Origin of the sequence: Morganella psychrotolerans (genome assembly GCF_001676055.1) — a bacterium.
Lineage (GTDB): Bacteria > Pseudomonadota > Gammaproteobacteria > Enterobacterales > Enterobacteriaceae > Morganella > Morganella psychrotolerans_B.
This window is the reverse complement of record NZ_LZEX01000001.1, coordinates 579,855-599,740: the sequence shown is the minus strand read 5'-3', so window position 1 is coordinate 599,740 and position 19,886 is coordinate 579,855. Positions and strand designations below refer to the sequence as shown.

Here is a 19,886-nt window from a genome sequence, read left to right as displayed (position 1 = left end):
GTAAGAAATGCAAAAAATTGATATTGCTAAATTAAATACGATCAGAGAACTTAAAATAAGTACATCCACCCTTGTTGATATTATGGATGGATTTAAAACCGGCAGTACATTAAGTTATAAATTAACATCATTTAATTGCCGTGATTATTATATGGCGGCACAAGCTTATACCGTTCAATGGAAAATTGTCCGTAAAGGAAGCAGTATTCTGGCTCCGTCAGAATCGACCTGGGAACAGGTGCGTGATTTTCTGGTGCCGGAATTGTATGACGCAACTGATCTGGTGTATGTCGCGGGCAGCGGGGAGTGTATCCGCGATGCAGCATTGGCGGGCGGCATGAGCTGTACCTATTTCGAAAAACTTGGATTTGAAGGCGTGATATTAGGCGGGGCAGTCAGGGATGGTCATGATCTTAATGCACTCTCTATTCCGGTGATCGCCACTAATTTAACACCAACTGATACCCAGGGCGCTTATTATATATCTGAAACAGGCGGTTCGTGTCAGATAGAACAAACGACCGTTCATACCGGTGATTTAGTTGTCGCAGATATTAACGGTGTGGTTATTGTTCCTTATGATCTTATTGAGCTGGTTTTAGATAAGGCACTGGAAATAACTAATGTCGAAAATGAAATGTTGAACAGAATACAGCATGGGGAACGGCTTCCTGATTTAATCAGTCAAACCGGAAGAATATAATTATCTGAAGGAGAGTTATCGTGTTAACCATTCATACACTCGGTCCGAACGGAACGAATTGTGAGAAAGCCGCACATTACTGGTTAAGTGAAAATAATATAAAAGGCAATGTGAAATTATATCAGACACTGGAAAAAGCCGTTGAAGCAGTAAAGTGTGATAATGACGGCGTATTACTTGGCTGCATTGTTTATCCGGATTTACATAATATTGTTTTTCAGAATTTATTATCACTGGAATTAAAGGCCTGCTTTGTGCTGGATACACATAATATGTTATTTGCCAGCCGCCATACTGATTATAACGATATCCGCCATGTCGGTTCGCATCCGGCTCCGCAGGATCTGTTTAATGAATTACCGCTGTTGAATAAAGGTGTCAGAAAATCACTGTTTACCTCAAACAGTGAGGCCGGTGTGCAATGTGCGCATGGTGTTGTTGATGCCTGTATTACCACACTCAGTGCGGCAAAAAAATACCATCTGCATATTTTGCATGATTTCGGACCGGTTCCGATGGGCTTTTCTATTCATGCCCCTAAATAACATTTTTTTTATTTAATTTTATTGAATTTAATTTACTACTCAGCAGGAGCACATTATGGGCTTAATACCGGCAGATGAACTGATTTCGTATGATATGGACTTAACCCGCAAAGAGGGGGAAGAGAGTAAGGCTCTGGCAAAATTTATTCATGGCACGGCATTTACCATGACATTCTGGACTTTTAAAACCGGTGCGGTTATTCCGGAGCACCAGCATGAGCATGAAACGCTGACAACCGTTTTGTCAGGTTCGCTGCGCCTGGTTGTTGATGGTGAAACTATGATCCTGCGTGCCGGTGATTCAGGTCTTGTTCCTTCGTGGGCAATCCATGAAGCAGAGGTACTTGAAGCCTCTGAAGTGATCGATGTGTATACCCCGGTGCGTGAGGACTATGTCGCGCGGCAGACAGGTAAATTTGAAACTTACCTGGCGACATCACAGGATCGTACCTAATTATTTCAGGAGCTGTCAGGTGATAAAAAAACAGGACGGGCTGCAGGAATGGACGCCTTCCTCATGGATGCAATTTCCGGCTCAGCAGCAGCCGGATTATCCGGAGCCGGAGTCAGTCCGGTATGTTCAGCAACAGCTACAGGCAGCACCACCGCTGGTGTCTGTCACTGAGATACAATCACTGACCGGCGCATTAAAGCAGATCAGTGATAGTCAGGGGTTTATTCTGCAATGCGGGGACTGTGCTGAAGCCTTTTCGCAATGTCGTGAGGATGTGCTCAATGCCTGGACTGACACGGTCTCTCAAATGACGGGGCTTCTGCACAGCGGGTTATCGCAGCCGGTATTAAAAATCGGGCGTATTGCCGGTCAGTATGCCAAACCACGCAGTAGTCCGGATGAGGTACAAAACGGTATTTCACTGCCGAGCTATCGCGGGGATATTATTAATGGCCACGAATTTTCTGTGGCACAGCGCATCCCTGATCCGCAAAGGATGCTGGGTGCTTACCACCGTGCGGCGGTCACTCTGAACGCGCTGCACAATAACAGTGGTGGCTCGTCATCCGCGGATACGGTATTTGATCCGTTCTATGTCAGTCATGAGGCACTGTTGTTGCCTTATGACAGCGCACTGACGCGTCTGAATCCGGCTGATAATCAGTGGTATAACGGCGCGGCGCATACTGTCTGGCTGGGGGATCGTACCAGTGAACCTTCACAGGCGCATGTGGAATATCTGCGGGGAATAGCGAACCCTGTGGGTATAAAATGCGGGCCGTCGATGACAGCGGAAAAGCTGAGGCAATTATTACAGCGGCTTAATCCGCACAATCAACCCGGCAAAATTATGCTGATTGTCAGGCTGGGTGTGGCACATATCCGGGAAAAACTGCCTGTGTTATTACAGGCGGTGGCAAGGCTGAAAAGCCCGGTTATCTGGCTGACAGATCCGATGCACGGCAACACCCGCAGTACAGTATCCGGTCTGAAAACCCGTGATTTTGCGACCGTGTGTGAAGAAGTTCGTCTCTTTATGCAGATTTTACGCGCGCAGGGCGTTCATCCCGGTGGTTTGCATCTGGAAATGACAGGGCGTGATGTGACCGAGTGCACCGGCGGCCTGCAGAAGATTGCTGATGATGATGTCGGTGAACGATATGAATCACTGTGTGACCCGAGACTGAACCGTTCTCAGTCGGCAGAGCTTGCCGGGCTGACGGGGCAGTTCTGATGATGTGACCGGTAAAAAAAATCCCGGCAGGAGATCCTGCCGGGATTTTTGATCAGAGACTAAAAACTTATTTTTTAGCGTCGTTCTGTGCTGCCTGAATAGCAGTCAGTGCGATGGTATAAGCAATATCATCAACTAACGCGCCACGGGACAGGTCATTAACCGGTTTACGCATGCCTTGCAGCATTGGTCCGATAGACACCAGGTCTGCTGAACGCTGAACGGCTTTATACGTGGTGTTACCGGTGTTCAGGTCAGGGAAGATGAAGACATTTGCTTTACCTGCAACCGGAGAGTTCGGTGCTTTGGTTTTAGCAACGTCAGCCATCACGGCGGCGTCATACTGTAACGGACCATCGATGCACAGGTCAGGACGTTTTTCCTGAGCAATGCGGGTCGCTTCGCGGACTTTCTCAACATCATCACCCTGGCCGGATGTACCGGTAGAGTAGGAGATCATCGCAACGCGCGGGTCGATACCGAACAGTTTTACAGAATCAGCGGACTGAATTGCGATTTCTGCCAGCTGTTCAGGGTTCGGATCCGGGTTAATTGCACAGTCACCATAGACCAGCACTTCTTCCGGCATCAGCATGAAGAACACAGATGAAACCAGTGAGCTGCCCGGTGCTGTTTTGATTAACTGTAACGGCGGACGAATAGTATTCGCTGTGGTGTGAACCGCACCGGATACCAGACCGTCTACTTTATCCTGTTCCAGCATCAGAGTACCGAGAACCACGTTATCCTGTAACTGCTCGCGGGCAACAACTTCTGTCATGCCTTTGCTCTTACGCAGCTCAACCAGACGCGGAACATACAGTTCGCGGATGTCTTTCGGATCAACCAGCTCAATACCTGTACCCAGTTCAACGCCTTGCGCTGCTGCAACACGGCGGATTTCTTCCGGGTCACCTAACAGTACGCAGGTCGCCAGACCGCGTTCAGCGCAGATTGCAGCGGCTTTAACGGTACGTGGCTCATCACCTTCAGGCAGAACAACACGTTTTTTCGCTTTACGTGCCAGTTCAGTTAACAGGTAACGGAATGCCGGAGGAGACAGACGGTTAGGACGCTCAGAATCTGCAACCAGAGAATCGATCCATTTGGTATCGATGTGACCGGCAACATAGTTCTGAACCAGTTCAATACGCTCACGGTCGTCAGCAGGGACTTCCAGGCTGAAACTTTGCAGATTCAGCGAGGTCTGCCAGGTGTTGCTGTTGACAGTAAAGATTGGCAGGCCGGTTTCGAAAGCACGTTCACACAGTTTCGCGATGCTGTCGTCGATTTTATAACCGCCGGTCAGCAGGATTGCACCGATTTCAACGCCGTTCATCGCTGCCAGGCAGGCAGAAACCAGCACGTCAGGACGATCAGCAGAGGTTACCAGCAGGGAACCCGGACGGAAGTGCTCCAGCATATGAGGAATGCTGCGTGCACAGAAGGTCACAGATTTAACGCGGCGGGTTTTGATGTCGCCTTCGTTAATAATTTTTGCGCCTAAGTGGTTCGCCATATCGATTGCACGGGTGGCAATCAGATCGAAATTCCACGGCACACAGCCGACAACCGGCAGTGGCAGGGATTTCAGGTCGTCCGCGCTCAGGTGCGCGATAACTGCTTTGGACGAGTCATCAAAGATTTCTGACAGGTCAGGGCGGGTACGGCCTTGTTCATCAACAGGTGCATTTACTTTATTGACGATCACACCGGCAATGCTGGTGTTTTTATGACCACCAAATTCATTACGGATAAGTTCCAGACGCTCTTTCACTTCTGCCGCGGTATCATTACCCGGTGCAGTGACGAATACGATTTCCGCGCCCAGAGTCTGAGCGATATCGTAGTTCAGTGATTGTGCGTGCGGATAGTTGCGGGTCGGAACCAGACCTTCGATCAGGATAACTTCTGCACCCTGAGTGTGGTCGTGGTAACGGGCAACAATTTCTTCCATCAGAATATCTTTTTTGTCGCTGGTCAACATGGATTCAACATAATCCATATCCAGCGGCTCTGCCATTTTCAGGGAAGAGTGAGCGCGTAAGATATTGGTGGTCTGGTCTTCAATACCGGTGCGGCGTGGTTGCGCAATAGGTTTGAAAAAGCTCAGGCTGACGCCTTTTTGTTCCATTGAGCGGACAACCCCGAGGCTGACGCTGCTTAAACCGACACTGGTGCCGGTAGGAATGAGGATAATAGTACGGGACACATGAACCTCTTATTTTTTCACAATTCGGTGTTCAAAATAAATCCGCCGGCGGGCGCCGGCGGAGAGCAAAGATTATGCAGTCAGACGCGCCGCGTCTTGTGCAATGACTAATTCTTCGTTAGTCGGGATAACCAGTGCGATGCTGCTGTCATCTGTTGTGATTTTACCTGCATTACCGAAACGGGCAGCCAGGTTACGTTCGTGATCCAGTTTAAAGCCGAGCAGAGCCAGTTTTTCTAAGGTGTGCTCGCGGACCATCGCAGCATTCTCACCGATACCGCCGGTGAAGATGATTGCATCCAGACGACCTTCCATCAGTGTTGCATAACCGCCCACGTATTTCGCCAGACGATGGCAGAATACATTCATTGCGCGGGTTGCATCAGCTTGTTTACCGTAGTTTTCTTCAACATAACGGCAGTCGCTGGTGACTTCAGTCAGACCCTGCAGACCTGATTCTTTAGTCAGCATAGTATTGATAGCATCAACACTCATACCCATGGAATCATGCAGATGGAAAATGATAGCCGGGTCGATATCGCCTGAGCGCGTACCCATAACCAGACCTTCCAGCGGAGTCAGACCCATAGAGGTATCAACACATTCGCCGTTAACGATAGCAGCAACAGAACCACCGTTACCTAAGTGACAGGTAATGACGTTCAGTTCTTCAACCGGTTTGTTCAGCATTTTAGCGGCTTCACGGCTCACGAAATAGTGGCTTGTACCGTGGAAACCATAGCGGCGGATACCGTGCTCTTTGTACAGGCTGTACGGCAGGGCATACAGATACGCTTCTTCAGGCATAGTCTGATGGAAAGCGGTATCGAAAACGCCGACGTTTTTATCAGCCAGGTGCGGGAACGCTTGAAGCGCTTCTTCAACGCCTAACAGGTTAGCCGGGTTGTGCAGCGGAGCAAAGGCAGAGCACTCTTCCATTGCTTTGATAACTTCGTCAGTGACGATAACAGAGTGAGCAAATTTCTCACCACCGTGAACCAGACGGTGACCGATAGCACCAATCTGTGCAGACAGCTCAGGTTTAGCACCCATGATATCTTTCACGATGAAACGCAGCGCTTCGCTGTGTGCAGCGCCTGCGCCCAGCTGTGCTTCGTGTTTAGCACCATCCATTTTCCACTTGATACGTGCTTCCGGCAGGTTAAAACACTCCGCCAGACCCGTCAGATATTCATCACCGGATGTAGGGTCAATGATTGCAAATTTCAGTGAAGAACTACCGCAGTTAAGTACGAGTACCAGCTTACTTGACATGGAATTACCTATAATCGTGTTGTGGATAAGTCTTATGTATTAAGACAGTGGTTAAAACGTAATCTATCTAAGCGTAGCGCATTATTTCAGCGCTGTTCATGATTAACATCATGCAATTTTTATTTCGGACGGCAAACATTGTTATAATACGTTGTCTGACCTGTTAAAGCGCAAAAAAACACACATTTTGCCCTTGAAAAAGATGACGTCAGACAAAATAATTACTACAGGATTATTTCACCGTGATTAAACGGGCGTAGCATACCCGCAGATGACAGCAAATTCAAAATATACTTAATCCTACAAAAATATTTTGACTGATTGTAGCCATATTTTAATTATTATGTTTTTTATTGATTGAGGTCATAATGTCTATGAACGCACCGGAAAAGCAGGGATTGTTCCGCTCACTGCGACTTGGTCAGCGCTACGCCACTCTCTGGCCTGTGGTAAAGCAGCTTGCACCGGTTTTCCCGGAGAACCGTGTCATTAAAGCGACCCGCTTTGGCATCCGTTTTATGCCGCCTGTTGCCGTATTTACCCTGACCTGGCAGATTGCCCTCGGCGGTGCCTTAGGACCTGCTATTGCGACCGCTCTTTTTGCCTGTTCTCTGCCGTTGCAGGGACTATGGTGGTTAGGACGGCGCGCCGCCACTCCGTTGCCGGCCGGTCTGCTGAACTGGTTTCATGAAATCCGCGCTAAATTCAGTGAAGCCGGTATTGCGATTGCGCCCGTGGAAGGAACACCGGACTATATGGCGCTGGCGGAATTACTTAAACGTGCTTTTAAGCAATTAGATAACTCATTTATGGATGATCTGTAACAACAGCCCGTCTTAATGACCCGCCTGTCGGAACATCCAATCTCTGCAATGGTACAAACCCTGAACACGTCATTTCCCGGCCTTTCATTTATTAATCGATTCAGCTATGTGTTTTTATTCATTTACTGACCGGGGATAAATACCTGTTTAAAATTCCCCGCCGGGATCAAAAAAGGGGTGCATTTCACTATCTTATAGAATTGAGTAATGCGATGATTCCGTTATACCCCGGATTACTTTTTCAGGAGATGTACCATGGAAATGAATAACGCCCAACGCCTTATCCTCTCTAATCAATATAAAATGATGGCAATGATGGATCCTGAGAATGCCGAGCGCTACCGCCGCCAGCAGACTATCATTGAACGTGGCTTCGGGTTACAGATGCGTGAATTGGATCGTGATTTCGGTGAATTACCGGAAGATATCTGCCGGCGCGTGATCGATATGATGGAAATGTACCATGCACTGCGTATCTCCTTTGATAATCTGAAAAATGCGGCAGATATTGATGCGCGCCGTATTCACTTCTTAGGCTTTGATGCGGCAACTGAAGCCCGCTATTTAAGTTATGTCCGCTTCCTGGTGAATACTGAAGGGCGTTATACGCACTTTGACAGCGGCAGCCACGGTTTTAACTCCCAGACACCAATGTGGGATAAATATGTCCGCATGCTGGGTGCATGGCATGGTTGCCCGCGTCAGTATCACCTGAGTGAAGTGGAAATTAATCAGGTACTTAACGCCTGATTTTATCCGGTTCTCTTACTTTATCCGCACTCTGAGAGGCACAAATGGCACTGACTGCAAAAGGCTTTCTGTTTGATCTGGACGGTACACTGGCCGATTCCCTGCATGTCGTTGAGCGCGCCTGGCTGGCATTTGCCCGCCGTATCGGGGCGGATGAAGAAGACGTGAAGCAATTTATCCACGGAAAACCGGCGGTGGAGTCTATCCGCCATTTTCTGCCGGATGCGGATAGCGCAGAGATTGCCGCGCAACTGGCGTGGGTAACAGAGATGGAAATCCGCGAAAGCGATGAAGTAACGGATCTGCCGGGTGCAAAAGCGTTGTTATTGCGCCTGCAATCTCTTGGTATTCCCTGGGCGATTGTAACTTCCGGTACGGTGGCGATTGCGCGTCCCCGTCATACAGCTGCTGGTTTACCGGAGCCGGACGCCTGGGTGACCGCAGACAATATTACCCGGGGTAAACCGCATCCGGAGCCTTATCTGCTCGGAGCGGAAAAGCTGGGGCTGGCACCGCAGGACTGTTTTGTCTTTGAGGATGCCACCGCCGGGCTGTTATCCGGTCTTGACGCCGGATGCAAAGTTATTGCTGTGCATGTGCCACCCGGAACACCGCGCACAAACGAACTGGCACTACAGGTCAGTTCACTGACGCAATTACAGGTGGATAAAGCGGCGGACGGCTCTGTTACGCTGACCTGCCTGCCGGGCTGAATCCGGTACTACCCGGTATCAATCCCCGCACGGATGTGTGTGAAAACGCGGGGTTGGTGCGTTAATAAAAAACTGTGAGACAGGATGTTGGCTGTCCGGGCATTGACGAAAGAGGTCGTTGGTGAATACGGAACTTGCGTGGGTCTTAACCCTGCTTTTTATTGCCATTATTTTATTCACCACCAACAAAGTCCGGATGGATGTTGTGGCTCTGTTGGTGATCATCGCGTTCGTACTCAGTGGTACGCTTACCTTAAACGAGGCCGTTGCCGGCTTCAGTGATCCCAATATTCTGCTGATCGCCGCTCTGTTTGTTATCGGGGAGGGGTTAGTGCGCACCGGAGTTGCCTATCAGATGGGCGACTGGCTGGTGCGTGTTGCCGGCTCCGGCGAAACAAAACTGCTGGTTTTTCTGATGGTGAGTGTGGCGGGGCTGGGCGCATTTATGAGCTCAACCGGCGTGGTGGCGATTTTTATCCCTGTGGTACTGAGTGTGTCTGCCCGTATGAAAATCTCTCCCTCCCGGCTGATGATGCCGCTCGGTTTTGCCGGACTTATCAGCGGAATGATGACACTGGTTGCCACACCGCCGAATATGGTGGTGAACAGTGTTCTGGAAATGGAGGGGATCAAAGGCTTCAATTTCTTCTCCATTACCCCGATAGGCATCCTGGTTTTACTCGCGGGCGTAGGGTATATGCTGATTGCCCGGCACTGGCTGGGCAGTAACCAGCCGGAAAAATCCGGTGATGGCGTACAGCGCACATTCCGCGACCTTATCCGCGATTATAAACTGAGCGGGCGCGCCCGGCGTCTGGCTGTCCGCAGCGGATCCCCGCTTATCGGTAAAACACTCGATGAACTTCATCTGCGCACCCGTTACGGTGCCAATATTGTGGGGATCGAGCGTTGGCGGCGTTTTCGCCGCGTGATGGTCGGTGCCACCGGTGGTATGGAACTGCGTGACCGTGATGTTCTGCTGATCGATATGTCTGCCAGTGATATGGATTTACGTGAATTTTGTGCCGAGCAAATGCTGGAGCCGATGATCCTGCGCGGTGAATATTTCTCAGAGCAGGCGCGTAATGTGGGCATGGCGGAAGTCTCGCTGAATCCGGAAAGTGAATTAATCGGCAAAGGTCTGCGTGATATCGGGTTTCGTACCCGTTACGGGCTGAATGTCCTCGGGGTGCGCCGTGAAGGAAAAGCGCTCGCCGGTAATATTGTGGATGAGCCCCTGCAACTGGGGGATATCCTGCTGGTGGTCGGTGACTGGAAACTTATCCGCATACTTGCCACCAAGCGCCGTCACTTCATTGTACTCAACCTCGCCGCAGAGGTCGAAACAGTGGTTCCTGCAGCGTCACAGGCACCGCACGCGCTGTTTTGTCTCGGTCTGATGGTGGCAATGATGGTGACAAATGAGATCCCGAATTTTATTGCTGCGCTGATAGCCTGCCTGCTGATGGGGAAATTCCGCTGTATTGATATGGAGAGTGCGTATCGCTCGGTACACTGGCCCAGCATTATTTTGATTGTCGGGATGATGCCGTTTGCCCTGGCACTACAAAAAACCGGCGGGATCACGCTGATAGTTAAAGGTCTGATGGATGTGGCGGGGAACATGGGACCGCATGTGATGCTGACAGCCCTGTTTATATTGTGCGCCGCTATCGGGTTATTTATCTCGAATACGGCAACTGCCGTGCTGATGGCGCCGATTGCGATTCAGGCAGCATATGAAATGCAGGTTTCACCTCTGCCGTTTGCGATGGTGGTGGGTGTTGCGGCATCAGCCGCCTTTATGACCCCGGTGTCTTCACCGGTTAACACACTGGTGCTTGGCCCCGGGCATTATACGTTCGGCGATTTTGTTAAAATCGGAGTACCCTTTACCTTTGTAGTGATGCTTATCAGTATTGCGGTTATCCCGTTACTGTTCCCGTTCTGATGGTGTTCCCGGGTCATACCTGCCGGGAACTCCGCGGTTACTGACTTATCTCATCGAGTGACAGACTGAATCCCGGGATAAATACCTCGCGGAAATAGTCCATTTCCGGACTGCGCCGCTCTTCCAGCGTTTTTTCCAGCCGGGCTTTCGCCAGATTGAACTCCGTATTACCGGCACCGATTTCTTCGAGGCATTTCAGATAGGCACACAGGGCATCTGCCTGTTTGACAATCGCCGCATCCTCTTCTGAATGTGCGTCTTCATCGAGGATCGGGGCAAAATCCGCCTGTAATTCTTCGGGGATCATCGCCAGCAATTTTTTCTGCGCCATCCGCTCAATTTTTTTGTATTCATGTGCAATCTGCGGATTGTAATACTTAATCGGCGTTGGCAGGTCGCCGGTGATCACTTCACTGGCATCATGGTACATCGCCAGCATGGCAATTTTTTCCGGGTTAAGCGAGCCACCGAATTTGCGGTTCTTAATCACAGCAAGTGCGTGCGCGACAAATGCAACCTGAAGGCTGTGCTCAGATACATTCTCAGCGATAACATTGCGCATCAGCGGCCAGCGGGTGATCAGTTTCAGGCGGGAAAGGTGGGCAAAAAAGTAACTCATAAACAGCATTCCTGACAGCAGCATGATAAAAGAGATGATAGTTATTTTGCGGTGTTCCGGACTTAATGTAAATAAAAACGGCCTCCTGTGCGGAAGCCGTTTCACAAACCCGTAAACAGATTACTGACGGTAGTGGGAAAGGAAGCGCCCGAACTTGCTGATAGCCTGCTCCAGCTCATCTTCACGCGGCAGTGTCACAATGCGGAAGTGATTCGGTTCCGGCCAGTTAAAGGCGGTTCCCTGAACCAGCAACACTTTTTCCTGTAACAGCAGATCGAGGATCATCTTCTGGTCATCGTGCACATTAAAGCGTTTGGCATCAAATTTCGGGAACATATAAAGTGCGCCCATCGGTTTCACACAAGAGCAGCCCGGGATCTGGTTAATCAGTTCCCATGCTTTGTTACGCTGCTCATACAGACGACCGCCCGGATGGATAAATTCGTTGATGCTCTGATAGCCGCCGATTGCGGTCTGAATGGCGTGCTGCATCGGAACGTTAGCACACAGACGCATGGACGCGAGCATTTCCAGACCTTCAATATAGCCTTTTGCGTGTTTCTTCGGCCCGTTCAGTACCATCCAGCCCTGACGGAAACCGGCGATACGGTAGGTTTTTGACAGGCCGTTAAAGGTCACGGTCAGCAAATCCGGTGCCATTGCTGCGATAGAATGGTGAACGGCATCGTCATACAGAATTTTGTCGTAAATTTCATCGGCAAAAATGATCAGGTCATTTTGCCGCGCAATTTCGACAATCTCCTGTAACAAATCTTTACTGTAGACAGCCCCGGTCGGGTTATTCGGGTTAATCACCACAATACCGCGGGTACGCGGAGTGATTTTCTTTTTGATATCGTCGATATCCGGCATCCAGCCCTGTTCTTCATCACACATATAGTGAACAGCATTACCGCCGGAAAGCGCCACAGCCCCTGTCCACAGCGGGTAATCAGGTGCCGGAACCAGCATTTCATCGCCGTTATTCAGTAGCGCCTGCATGGATTGCACAATAAGTTCTGATACACCATTGCCGATGTAAACATCTTCAACGGTCATGTCGCGCATGTCGCGTTCCTGATAGAACTGAACAATGGCTTTACGGGCGGAGTACAGACCTTTGGAGTCGCTGTAGCCCTGTGAGCTCGGCAGGTTGCGGATCACGTCAACCAGGATTTCATCCGGCGCATCAAAACCAAACGGCGCAGGATTTCCGATATTCAGCTTGAGAACTTTCTGGCCTTCCTCTTCGAGACGTTTAGCCTCTTTGAGCACAGGCCCGCGAATGTCATAACAGACATTATCTAGTTTGTCGGATTTTCTTATTATATTCATCTGTTCAGGACCTTAGCGCGTCAATATAGGTGTTTTATCAGGAAAAACCTGTGATAAACCACTGTACTCCTCCCGTCCGGCCTTTTGAAGACGGTAAATAGCTTTTGGTTAAAAACAACAGGTTTTGTTTGGGAAAGGATTAGAAGTAGTTGTAAGTAGTGGGTATGTTGGAATTGTATGTTGGAATTTGTGATGAATTCAGAGTGTTTCACTGCGCAGCAGTGAGGTACTCCTGTTTTGTAAAGTTATCTATGGGAAGATCATAATTAGTAAAGTAATACAGTGTTTTTACTAAATGGTCAGCAGTTGTTGAAATTGTATAATCTTTTCTTATATATTAAATGCTGATGTAGCTAATGATTAGTAGTATAACTAATACTGTTTATCCGCATTAATGGATTTTCAGAGTATTTGACCTTAAATTTGCCTAAATAAATGGTTTATATTGCAGGTATACTGATAGGCAGCATGGTTTTTTAACACTTACAAATTGTTTCATTTCGTAATATTAAGAAAATAATGTTGTAATATACGGAAATACTGTGAGTTTGTATACCGGCAGCCATGGCTCAGTAAACAGTAATCCGGAGGGGAGTTACTCACAGTTACGTAGTTTTGTTAGTGTTAGTTATGTTTTGCCCGACCCTGAGGTATAGGGGAATGTCTTCGTTGGCGATGCTCTTTTTCTCGCCAATAAACACCAGGTAGTATTAAAAATCAAAATTAGTGAAGAAAAAAAAATGATAAATTCAAACCGTCCAGTGTTAAATCTTGACCTCGACCTGCTGCGGACCTTTGTTGCAGTGGCCGATCTGAACACATTCGCGGCAGCGGCGGCGGCAGTATGCCGTACCCAGTCAGCTGTCAGTCAGCAAATGCAGCGTCTGGAGCAACTTGTCGGACGCGAACTGTTTGCCCGCCACGGTCGTAATAAATTACTGACCGATCACGGGTTACAACTTTTGGGTTATGCCCGGCAAATTCTGCGGGCAAATGATGATGCAACCGCATCACTGGCCTACAATGATGCAGAAGGGGAGTTACGCATCGGTGCATCCGATGATTCTGTTGACTCACTGCTGCCTTTTTTACTCAACCGGATTGCCTCGGTTTATCCGCGTATGGCTGTTGATGTCCGTATTAAACGCAGCCAGTATATTGAAGGTATGCTGGATAACCATGAAATCGACCTCGCACTGACAACGGCGCGGATTGCTCATCACCCGCGTACGGCATTGCGTACCGCACCGGTGTTGTGGCACTGTGCGCCTGATTTTCAGTTGCAGGCCAATGAACCCATCCCGTTAGTGGTTATGGATGAAACCAACCCGTTCCGCCACCTGGCAGCAGAAACGCTGGATGAGGCGGGCGTACCATGGCGCGTGGCGTATGAAGCCGCATCTCTGTCTGCTGTACGTGCAGCAGTCAATGCGGAGGTCGGGATAACCGCACGTCCGCTTGAAATGCAGAATGCGGATCTGCGGATCCTGAGTGTCAGCGAAGGTCTGCCGCGTTTACCGGAGATTCAGTACTGGTTATACCGCAATAGCGATGAACAGAGTGAATCTGTGCTCACAGTTTACCAGGCGATTGAAAACAAAAAAAACGCCCTATACGGTGACACCGGTTGAAGATGATAAATCCTCTGCGGAGTAATCATCATCTGACGCAAAACTGACATAATTTGTGACAGTCGGACACGTAGCCGGGGGATATTTTCTCCCGGCTTTTTTGTATGCTCTCTCTGTGCAGCTCTGCGCGGAAAACCACATCATACAAATGTTAACAGCGTCACGGCATGTTCTGTTTTTTGATGTGATTTTAAGCGTGGCATCGCAGTTTTGTTTACTTGTTTGTTACAATGTTAACAAAACACACTTTCTGTAATTGCTAAAATTAACAGCTCTGATTACATAACAGGGAAACTTTGTTAAAAACCTGACTAATTTTGTCGGGTTTTACTAAATGAGTAAAAATTAAACATTTGTTAAATAATTTTCCATGAAAGTGTGATTGAGATCAAAAATATTGACCCTGTTTACCGATGGAAAGACAGGTTTTTCCTGAGATAATGGAATGGTAAAAGCGATGTATCAGTTAATATAATAAAGTTAATTTTCAATTTAGTTACTTACTGACACGTTTTAGCGATAAAGTCGCACGGCGTGTTAAGTTAATGTGATTTTGATGTGACTAAATTGAAGAGAGCGGGGAACAAAAAAAACGGGTTATCCGTCTTTTTCATCACGATATGTGCTGTGTCCGTCCCGGTATTGTTCCTTTAGTGTGTCGCTGTGGTGCTGTATGCAGGTACGGCAGGCAACACCACCTTTTGATGAGTAAGCAATGAGTATGTCAACAGCCACTGAAGTCCTTGCCCATAACTGGGCATTTGCGGTCTATCTTTTAGGTGCTCTCGGGTTATGTGCATTTATGTTGCTGGGTGCCCGTTATCTCGGCGGCCGCGCCAAAGCCCGTGCAAAACATCTTCCTTACGAATCCGGTATTGATTCTGTCGGCAGTGCAAGACTGCGCATGTCGGCAAAATTTTACCTGGTCGCCATGTTTTTCGTCATCTTCGACGTTGAAGCCTTATATCTGTTCGCCTGGTCTGTTGCTGTCAGAGAAGCGGGCTGGATTGGCTTTATCGAAGCGGCAATCTTTATTTTGGTGTTGTTGGCAGGGCTTTTCTATCTGGCGCGTATTGGTGCGCTGGACTGGACTCCTGCACGCTCACGCCGTGAGGTGAAACACCCGAGCGTCGTCAGCAAAATCAACAACAATCAACCGTAGTTAATAGTGAGGCACAAGATGGATTATACGCTCACCCGCATCGATCCAAACGGTGAGAATGACCGTTACCCCCTGCAAAAACAAGAGACTACAGGCGATCCGCTGGATCAGCATGTCCACCGCAGCGTGTACATGGGGAAACTCGATCATGCATTACACGACATGGTGAACTGGGGACGCAAAAATTCCCTGTGGCCGTTTAACTTCGGTCTGTCCTGTTGTTATGTCGAAATGGTGACATCTTTTACCGCAGTGCATGATGTGGCGCGTTTTGGTGCGGAAGTACTGCGTGCGTCTCCGCGTCAGGCGGATTTCATGGTGGTTGCAGGAACGTGCTTCACCAAAATGGCCCCGGTTATCCAGCGTTTGTATGATCAGATGTTAGAGCCGAAATGGGTCATTTCCATGGGCGCCTGTGCAAACTCCGGCGGTATGTATGACATTTATTCTGTCGTGCAGGGCGTTGACAAGTTTATCCCGGTTGATGTCTATATCCCGGGCTGCCCGCCGCGTCCTGAAGCCTATATGCAGGCACTGATGCTGTTGCAGGAATCCATCGGGAAAGAGCGCCGCCCGCTGTCGTGGGTGGTCGGTGATCAGGGCGTTTACCGTGCCAATATGCAGTCAGAAAAAGAACGAAAACGCGGTGAACGGATTGCAGTGACAAACCTGCGCTCCCCGGACGAAATTTAAGGCTTTCGGGCCACCGGACACAATCTTGCAATGTGTTGTGTCCATTGAACCCTGAACAACTGTTGTGGTGAACAATGATGACAGAAGATAATACGCAGACCGGACAGCGTCCCGCGTGGCATACACATGATTACCTTGATGACCCCGTCGTTGAGGAACTGCGCCGCAAGTTCGGACCTGACGCCTTTACGGTGCAGCCGACACGAACCGGGATGCCGGTTGTCTGGGTGAAGCGTGAACAGCTCATGCAGGTTATGTTTTACCTGAAATCACTGCCGAAACCGTATGTAATGCTGTTCGATTTGCACGGCATGGATGAGCGCCAGCGCACACACCGCGAAGGCTTGCCGGCCGCGGATTATTCCGTTTTCTATCACCTGATTTCCATTGAGCGTAACCGCGACATCATGCTCAAAGTGGCGCTGAGTGAAAACGATTTACACATTCCGACCGTGATCCCCGCGTTCCCGAATGCCAACTGGTATGAGCGCGAAACCTGGGAAATGTTCGGTATTATTATCGATGGTCACCCGAATCTGCGCCGCATCATGATGCCGACGACCTGGGAAGGGCACCCGCTGCGTAAAGATTATCCGGCGCGTGCAACGGAATTTGATCCGTTTGTCCTGACCAAACAGAAAGAAGATCTGGAAATGGAGGCGCTGACCTTCAAACCGGAAGAGTGGGGTATGAAGCGCGGTAACGAGAACGAGGACTTTATGTTCCTGAACCTCGGCCCGAATCACCCGTCTTCTCATGGTGCGTTCCGCATCATCTTACAGCTCGATGGTGAAGAGATTGTCGATTGCGTTCCCGATATCGGCTATCACCACCGTGGTGCGGAAAAAATGGGTGAGCGCCAGTCATGGCACAGCTACATTCCGTACACTGACCGTATTGAGTACCTCGGCGGCTGCGTCAACGAAATGCCGTATGTACTGGCGGTGGAAAAACTCGCCGGTATTGAAGTACCGGATCGCGTCAATGTTATCCGCGTGATGCTCTCTGAGTTGTTCCGCATTAACAGCCATCTGCTGTACATCAGTACCTTTATTCAGGATACCGGGGCGATGACACCGGTCTTCTTTGCGTTTACCGATCGCCAGAAAATTTATGATGTGGTGGAAGCTATCACCGGTTTCCGTATGCATCCGGCGTGGTTCCGGATAGGCGGTGTGGCGCATGATCTGCCGAAAGGCTGGGAGCGTCTGCTGCGCGATTTCCTTGACTGGATGCCGAAACGCCTGGAATCCTATGTCACGGCGGCACTGAAAAACTCCATCCTGAAAGGGCGCTCTATCGGCGTTGCCGCCTATAACGCCAAAGAAGCGCTTGAGTGGGGTGTGACCGGTGCCGGTCTGCGTGCAACCGGTATTGATTTTGACGTGCGCAAGTGGCGCCCGTATTCAGGTTATGAAAACTTTGATTTTGACATCCCGGTTGCCGCCAACGGCGACAGCTATGACCGCGTGATGCTGAAAGTGGAAGAAGTCCGTCAGAGCCTGCGCATCCTGGAACAATGTTATAAAAATATGCCGGAAGGGCCGTTTAAAGCAGATCACCCGCTGACCACGCCGCCGCCGAAAGAGCGCACCCTGCAACACATTGAAACCATGATTAACCATTTCCTCCAGGTGTCATGGGGTCCGGTAATGCCGGCGAATGAATCCTTCCAGATGGTTGAAGCCACCAAAGGGATCAACAGCTATTACCTGACCAGTGACGGCAGCACCATGAGTTACCGTACCCGTATCCGTACACCAAGTTACGCCCATTTGCAGCAGATCCCGTCAGTGATCAGCGGCAGTCTGGTGTCTGACCTGATTGTGTACCTCGGGAGTATCGATTTCGTAATGTCGGATGTGGATCGCTGATTATGCAAGAACTGAACCCTGAAGCAAAAAAAACACTGCAAGCTGCCGTAAATGCAGCACAACCTGCCGGAAAACACGCTGATTTTGTGCTCAGTGATGAAGAGCGCACAGAAATTGAAGCAGAAAAGCATCACTACGAAGATCCGCGCGCAGCCTCTATCGAAGCACTGAAAATAGTACAGAAGCACAGAGGCTGGGTGGAAGATGGCGCTATTTACGCCATCAGTGACGTTCTCGGTATTCCGGCGAGTGATATTGAAGGTGTGGCAACATTCTACAGCCAGATTTTCCGCCAGCCGGTCGGACGCCATGTGATCCGTTACTGTGACAGCGTGGTGTGCCACATCACCGGTTATCAGGGGATCAAGGCCGCACTGGAGCGCAAATTAAATATTCAGCCGGGACAGACAACCACGGACGGCCGCTTCACACTGCTGCCGACCTGTTGCCTGGGGAACTGTGACAAGGGGCCGACCATGATGGTTGATGAAGATACCCACAGTCACGTCACCCCGGAGGCTATTGAAACGTTACTGGAGCAGTATCCATGACAGTGAAAACAGTTTGCCGCACGGCGGAAACGCACCCGCTGACCTGGCGGCTGCGTGATGATCACCAGCCTGTATGGCTGGATGAATACCGCAGCAAAAATGGTTACGCGGGCGCAGAGCGCGCGCTGAAAGGCATGGCACCGGATGAGATAGTCAATATTGTCAAAGACGCGGGTCTGAAGGGTCGCGGCGGTGCGGGCTTCTCCACAGGTCTGAAGTGGAGCCTGATGCCGAAAGACGAAAGCATGAATATCCGCTATCTGCTGTGTAACGCCGATGAAATGGAGCCGGGGACTTACAAAGACCGGTTACTGATGGAAGAATTGCCGCACCTGCTGGTGGAAGGCATGCTGATCAGCGCCTTTGCCCTGAAAGCATACCGTGGTTATATTTTCCTGCGCGGTGAATACATTGAAGCCGCGAAACATCTGCGTCATGCAATTGAAGAAGCGAAAGCCGCCGGGCTGCTGGGGAAAAACATCCTTGGCACCGGGTTTGATTTCGAATTATTTGTTCACACCGGTGCCGGGCGTTATATCTGCGGGGAAGAAACCGCACTGATTAACTCCCTCGAAGGCCGCCGCGCCAATCCGCGCTCCAAACCGCCTTTCCCGGCAAGCTCCGGTGCCTGGGGTAAACCGACCTGTGTAAACAACGTCGAAACCCTGTGCAACGTCCCGGCTATCCTTGCCCACGGCAAAGAGTGGTATACCGGGCTGAGCGAAGGCAAAAGTGCGGATGCAGGCACCAAACTGATGGGCTTTTCCGGTCGCGTGAAAAACCCGGGTCTGTGGGAGCTGCCGTTCGGCACAACAGCTCGTGAGATCCTGGAAGACTACGCCGGTGGCATGTGTGACGGGTTAACCCTGAAAGCCTGGCAGCCGGGCGGGGCGGGAACCGATTTCCTGACACAGGATCATCTTGATTTACCAATGGATTTTGAACATATCGGCAAAGCGGGCAGTCGTCTGGGAACGGCGCTTGCGATGGCGGTGGATAATGAAATCAATATGGTGTCACTGACCCGTAACCTCGAAGAATTTTTTGCCCGTGAGTCCTGCGGCTGGTGTACACCGTGCCGTGACGGACTGCCATGGAGTGTGAAAATTCTGCGCGCAATAGAAAAAGGGGAAGGGCAGCCGGGAGACATTGAGACATTAGAGCAATTATGTCGTTTCCTCGGTCCCGGTAAAACCTTCTGCGCACACGCGCCGGGCGCGGTAGAGCCGTTACAGAGTGCAATCAAATATTTCCGTGATGAATTTGAAGCAGGGATTGTACAGCCGGTTTACGGTAACGTGCAGACCATCGCCGGGATCCAGCCGAACCTGCTGAAACAGCGTTGGTGATCCCTTACGGA

The 19,886-nt window shown here is 49.9% G+C and carries 17 protein-coding genes and 1 pseudogene; 14 read left to right on the top strand and 4 right to left on the bottom strand.

Annotation, left to right across the window (positions count from 1 at the left end; all coding sequences use genetic code 11):
- The first annotated feature begins 7 nt into the window (after positions 1–7).
- Genes AYY17_RS02780 through AYY17_RS02765 form a run of 4 tightly spaced genes read left to right on the top strand, consistent with a single transcriptional unit; the run spans position 8 to position 2,936 of the window.
- Positions 8–703 carry an RraA family protein gene (locus AYY17_RS02780; protein ID WP_067421080.1) on the top strand — a complete coding sequence of 232 codons (696 nt, stop codon included), beginning with the start codon at positions 8–10 and terminating at the stop codon, positions 701–703.
- Positions 704–723: 20 nt separating this feature from the next.
- Entirely contained in the window at positions 724–1,248 is a 525-nt protein-coding gene (locus AYY17_RS02775; RefSeq protein WP_067421078.1) for a prephenate dehydratase domain-containing protein, read from the top strand.
- Positions 1,249–1,303: 55 nt separating this feature from the next.
- Positions 1,304–1,702, top strand: a complete 399-nt coding sequence (locus AYY17_RS02770; protein WP_067421076.1) for a cupin domain-containing protein — start codon at positions 1,304–1,306, stop codon at positions 1,700–1,702.
- Between the two features lie 19 nt (positions 1,703–1,721).
- Entirely contained in the window at positions 1,722–2,936 is a 1,215-nt protein-coding gene (locus AYY17_RS02765; protein ID WP_162271087.1) for a 3-deoxy-7-phosphoheptulonate synthase, read from the top strand.
- A 67-nt stretch (positions 2,937–3,003) separates the two neighbouring features.
- On the opposite strand, the gene pta is transcribed toward AYY17_RS02765, so the two are convergent.
- Entirely contained in the window at positions 3,004–5,148 is a 2,145-nt protein-coding gene (pta, locus tag AYY17_RS02760; RefSeq protein WP_067421074.1) for a phosphate acetyltransferase, read from the bottom strand.
- A gap of 72 nt (positions 5,149–5,220) precedes the next feature.
- The gene (locus tag AYY17_RS02755) at positions 5,221–6,423 is read right to left on the bottom strand and encodes an acetate kinase (protein ID WP_067421072.1); all 1,203 of its coding nucleotides are present in this window, start codon (positions 6,421–6,423) and stop codon (positions 5,221–5,223) included.
- A 368-nt stretch (positions 6,424–6,791) separates the two neighbouring features.
- On the opposite strand from AYY17_RS02755, the gene yfbV reads away from it, so the two are divergent.
- The 4 genes from yfbV (at position 6,792) to AYY17_RS02735 (ending at position 10,661) form a co-directional block, all read left to right on the top strand.
- Positions 6,792–7,247 (top strand): terminus macrodomain insulation protein YfbV, encoded by a 456-nt coding sequence (yfbV, locus tag AYY17_RS02750; protein WP_067421069.1) that lies wholly within the window; start codon positions 6,792–6,794, stop codon positions 7,245–7,247.
- Between the two features lie 255 nt (positions 7,248–7,502).
- Positions 7,503–7,997 (top strand): YfbU family protein, encoded by a 495-nt coding sequence (locus tag AYY17_RS02745; protein ID WP_067398444.1) that lies wholly within the window; start codon positions 7,503–7,505, stop codon positions 7,995–7,997.
- A 44-nt stretch (positions 7,998–8,041) separates the two neighbouring features.
- The gene (locus AYY17_RS02740; RefSeq protein WP_067421067.1) at positions 8,042–8,710 is read left to right on the top strand and encodes a sugar phosphatase; all 669 of its coding nucleotides are present in this window, start codon (positions 8,042–8,044) and stop codon (positions 8,708–8,710) included.
- Positions 8,711–8,831: 121 nt separating this feature from the next.
- On the top strand, positions 8,832–10,661 hold the full coding sequence (locus AYY17_RS02735) for an SLC13 family permease (protein WP_067421307.1): 1,830 nt from the start codon (positions 8,832–8,834) through the stop codon (positions 10,659–10,661).
- Between the two features lie 37 nt (positions 10,662–10,698).
- Here AYY17_RS02735 and yfbR read toward each other — a convergent pair whose 3' ends face one another.
- The gene (gene yfbR, locus AYY17_RS02730; RefSeq protein WP_067398715.1) at positions 10,699–11,280 is read right to left on the bottom strand and encodes a 5'-deoxynucleotidase; all 582 of its coding nucleotides are present in this window, start codon (positions 11,278–11,280) and stop codon (positions 10,699–10,701) included.
- Between the two features lie 120 nt (positions 11,281–11,400).
- Complete coding sequence (locus AYY17_RS02725; protein ID WP_067398443.1) at positions 11,401–12,615, bottom strand: pyridoxal phosphate-dependent aminotransferase; 1,215 nt, start codon at positions 12,613–12,615, stop codon at positions 11,401–11,403.
- Positions 12,616–13,355: 740 nt separating this feature from the next.
- Here AYY17_RS02725 and hexA point away from each other — a divergent pair.
- The 6 genes and pseudogenes from hexA (at position 13,356) to nuoF (ending at position 19,875) form a co-directional block, all read left to right on the top strand.
- Positions 13,356–14,271: pseudogene (gene hexA / locus AYY17_RS02720) on the top strand (transcriptional regulator HexA).
- A 690-nt stretch (positions 14,272–14,961) separates the two neighbouring features.
- The gene (locus tag AYY17_RS02715; protein WP_067363471.1) at positions 14,962–15,408 is read left to right on the top strand and encodes an NADH-quinone oxidoreductase subunit A; all 447 of its coding nucleotides are present in this window, start codon (positions 14,962–14,964) and stop codon (positions 15,406–15,408) included.
- Between the two features lie 18 nt (positions 15,409–15,426).
- Entirely contained in the window at positions 15,427–16,101 is a 675-nt protein-coding gene (locus AYY17_RS02710) for a NuoB/complex I 20 kDa subunit family protein (RefSeq protein WP_067363468.1), read from the top strand.
- A 77-nt stretch (positions 16,102–16,178) separates the two neighbouring features.
- Positions 16,179–17,975 (top strand): NADH-quinone oxidoreductase subunit C/D, encoded by a 1,797-nt coding sequence (gene nuoC, locus AYY17_RS02705; protein ID WP_067421306.1) that lies wholly within the window; start codon positions 16,179–16,181, stop codon positions 17,973–17,975.
- Positions 17,976–17,977: 2 nt separating this feature from the next.
- Positions 17,978–18,526: an NADH-quinone oxidoreductase subunit NuoE gene (nuoE, locus tag AYY17_RS02700; RefSeq protein ID WP_067398441.1), complete on the top strand. Its 549-nt coding sequence runs from the start codon at positions 17,978–17,980 to the stop codon at positions 18,524–18,526.
- On the top strand, positions 18,523–19,875 hold the full coding sequence (gene nuoF, locus AYY17_RS02695; protein WP_067421065.1) for an NADH-quinone oxidoreductase subunit NuoF: 1,353 nt from the start codon (positions 18,523–18,525) through the stop codon (positions 19,873–19,875). Before nuoE ends, nuoF begins: the two co-directional genes overlap by 4 nt.
- Positions 19,876–19,886 lie beyond the last annotated feature (11 nt).

Excerpts from the sequence above, each read along its gene's own strand:
- AYY17_RS02715 (WP_067363471.1), top strand. The coding sequence starts at position 14,962 with ATGAGTATGTCAACAGCCACTGAAGTCCTTGCCCATAACTGGGCATTT.
- nuoC (WP_067421306.1), top strand. The coding sequence starts at position 16,179 with ATGACAGAAGATAATACGCAGACCGGACAGCGTCCCGCGTGGCATACA.
- yfbR (WP_067398715.1), bottom strand. The coding sequence starts at position 11,280 with ATGAGTTACTTTTTTGCCCACCTTTCCCGCCTGAAACTGATCACCCGC.
- AYY17_RS02725 (WP_067398443.1), bottom strand. The coding sequence starts at position 12,615 with ATGAATATAATAAGAAAATCCGACAAACTAGATAATGTCTGTTATGAC.
- AYY17_RS02780 (WP_067421080.1), top strand. The coding sequence starts at position 8 with ATGCAAAAAATTGATATTGCTAAATTAAATACGATCAGAGAACTTAAA.
- AYY17_RS02770 (WP_067421076.1), top strand. The coding sequence starts at position 1,304 with ATGGGCTTAATACCGGCAGATGAACTGATTTCGTATGATATGGACTTA.
- yfbV (WP_067421069.1), top strand. The coding sequence starts at position 6,792 with ATGTCTATGAACGCACCGGAAAAGCAGGGATTGTTCCGCTCACTGCGA.
- AYY17_RS02745 (WP_067398444.1), top strand. The coding sequence starts at position 7,503 with ATGGAAATGAATAACGCCCAACGCCTTATCCTCTCTAATCAATATAAA.
- nuoE (WP_067398441.1), top strand. The coding sequence starts at position 17,978 with ATGCAAGAACTGAACCCTGAAGCAAAAAAAACACTGCAAGCTGCCGTA.
- AYY17_RS02755 (WP_067421072.1), bottom strand. The coding sequence starts at position 6,423 with ATGTCAAGTAAGCTGGTACTCGTACTTAACTGCGGTAGTTCTTCACTG.
- AYY17_RS02710 (WP_067363468.1), top strand. The coding sequence starts at position 15,427 with ATGGATTATACGCTCACCCGCATCGATCCAAACGGTGAGAATGACCGT.
- nuoF (WP_067421065.1), top strand. The coding sequence starts at position 18,523 with ATGACAGTGAAAACAGTTTGCCGCACGGCGGAAACGCACCCGCTGACC.
- AYY17_RS02740 (WP_067421067.1), top strand. The coding sequence starts at position 8,042 with ATGGCACTGACTGCAAAAGGCTTTCTGTTTGATCTGGACGGTACACTG.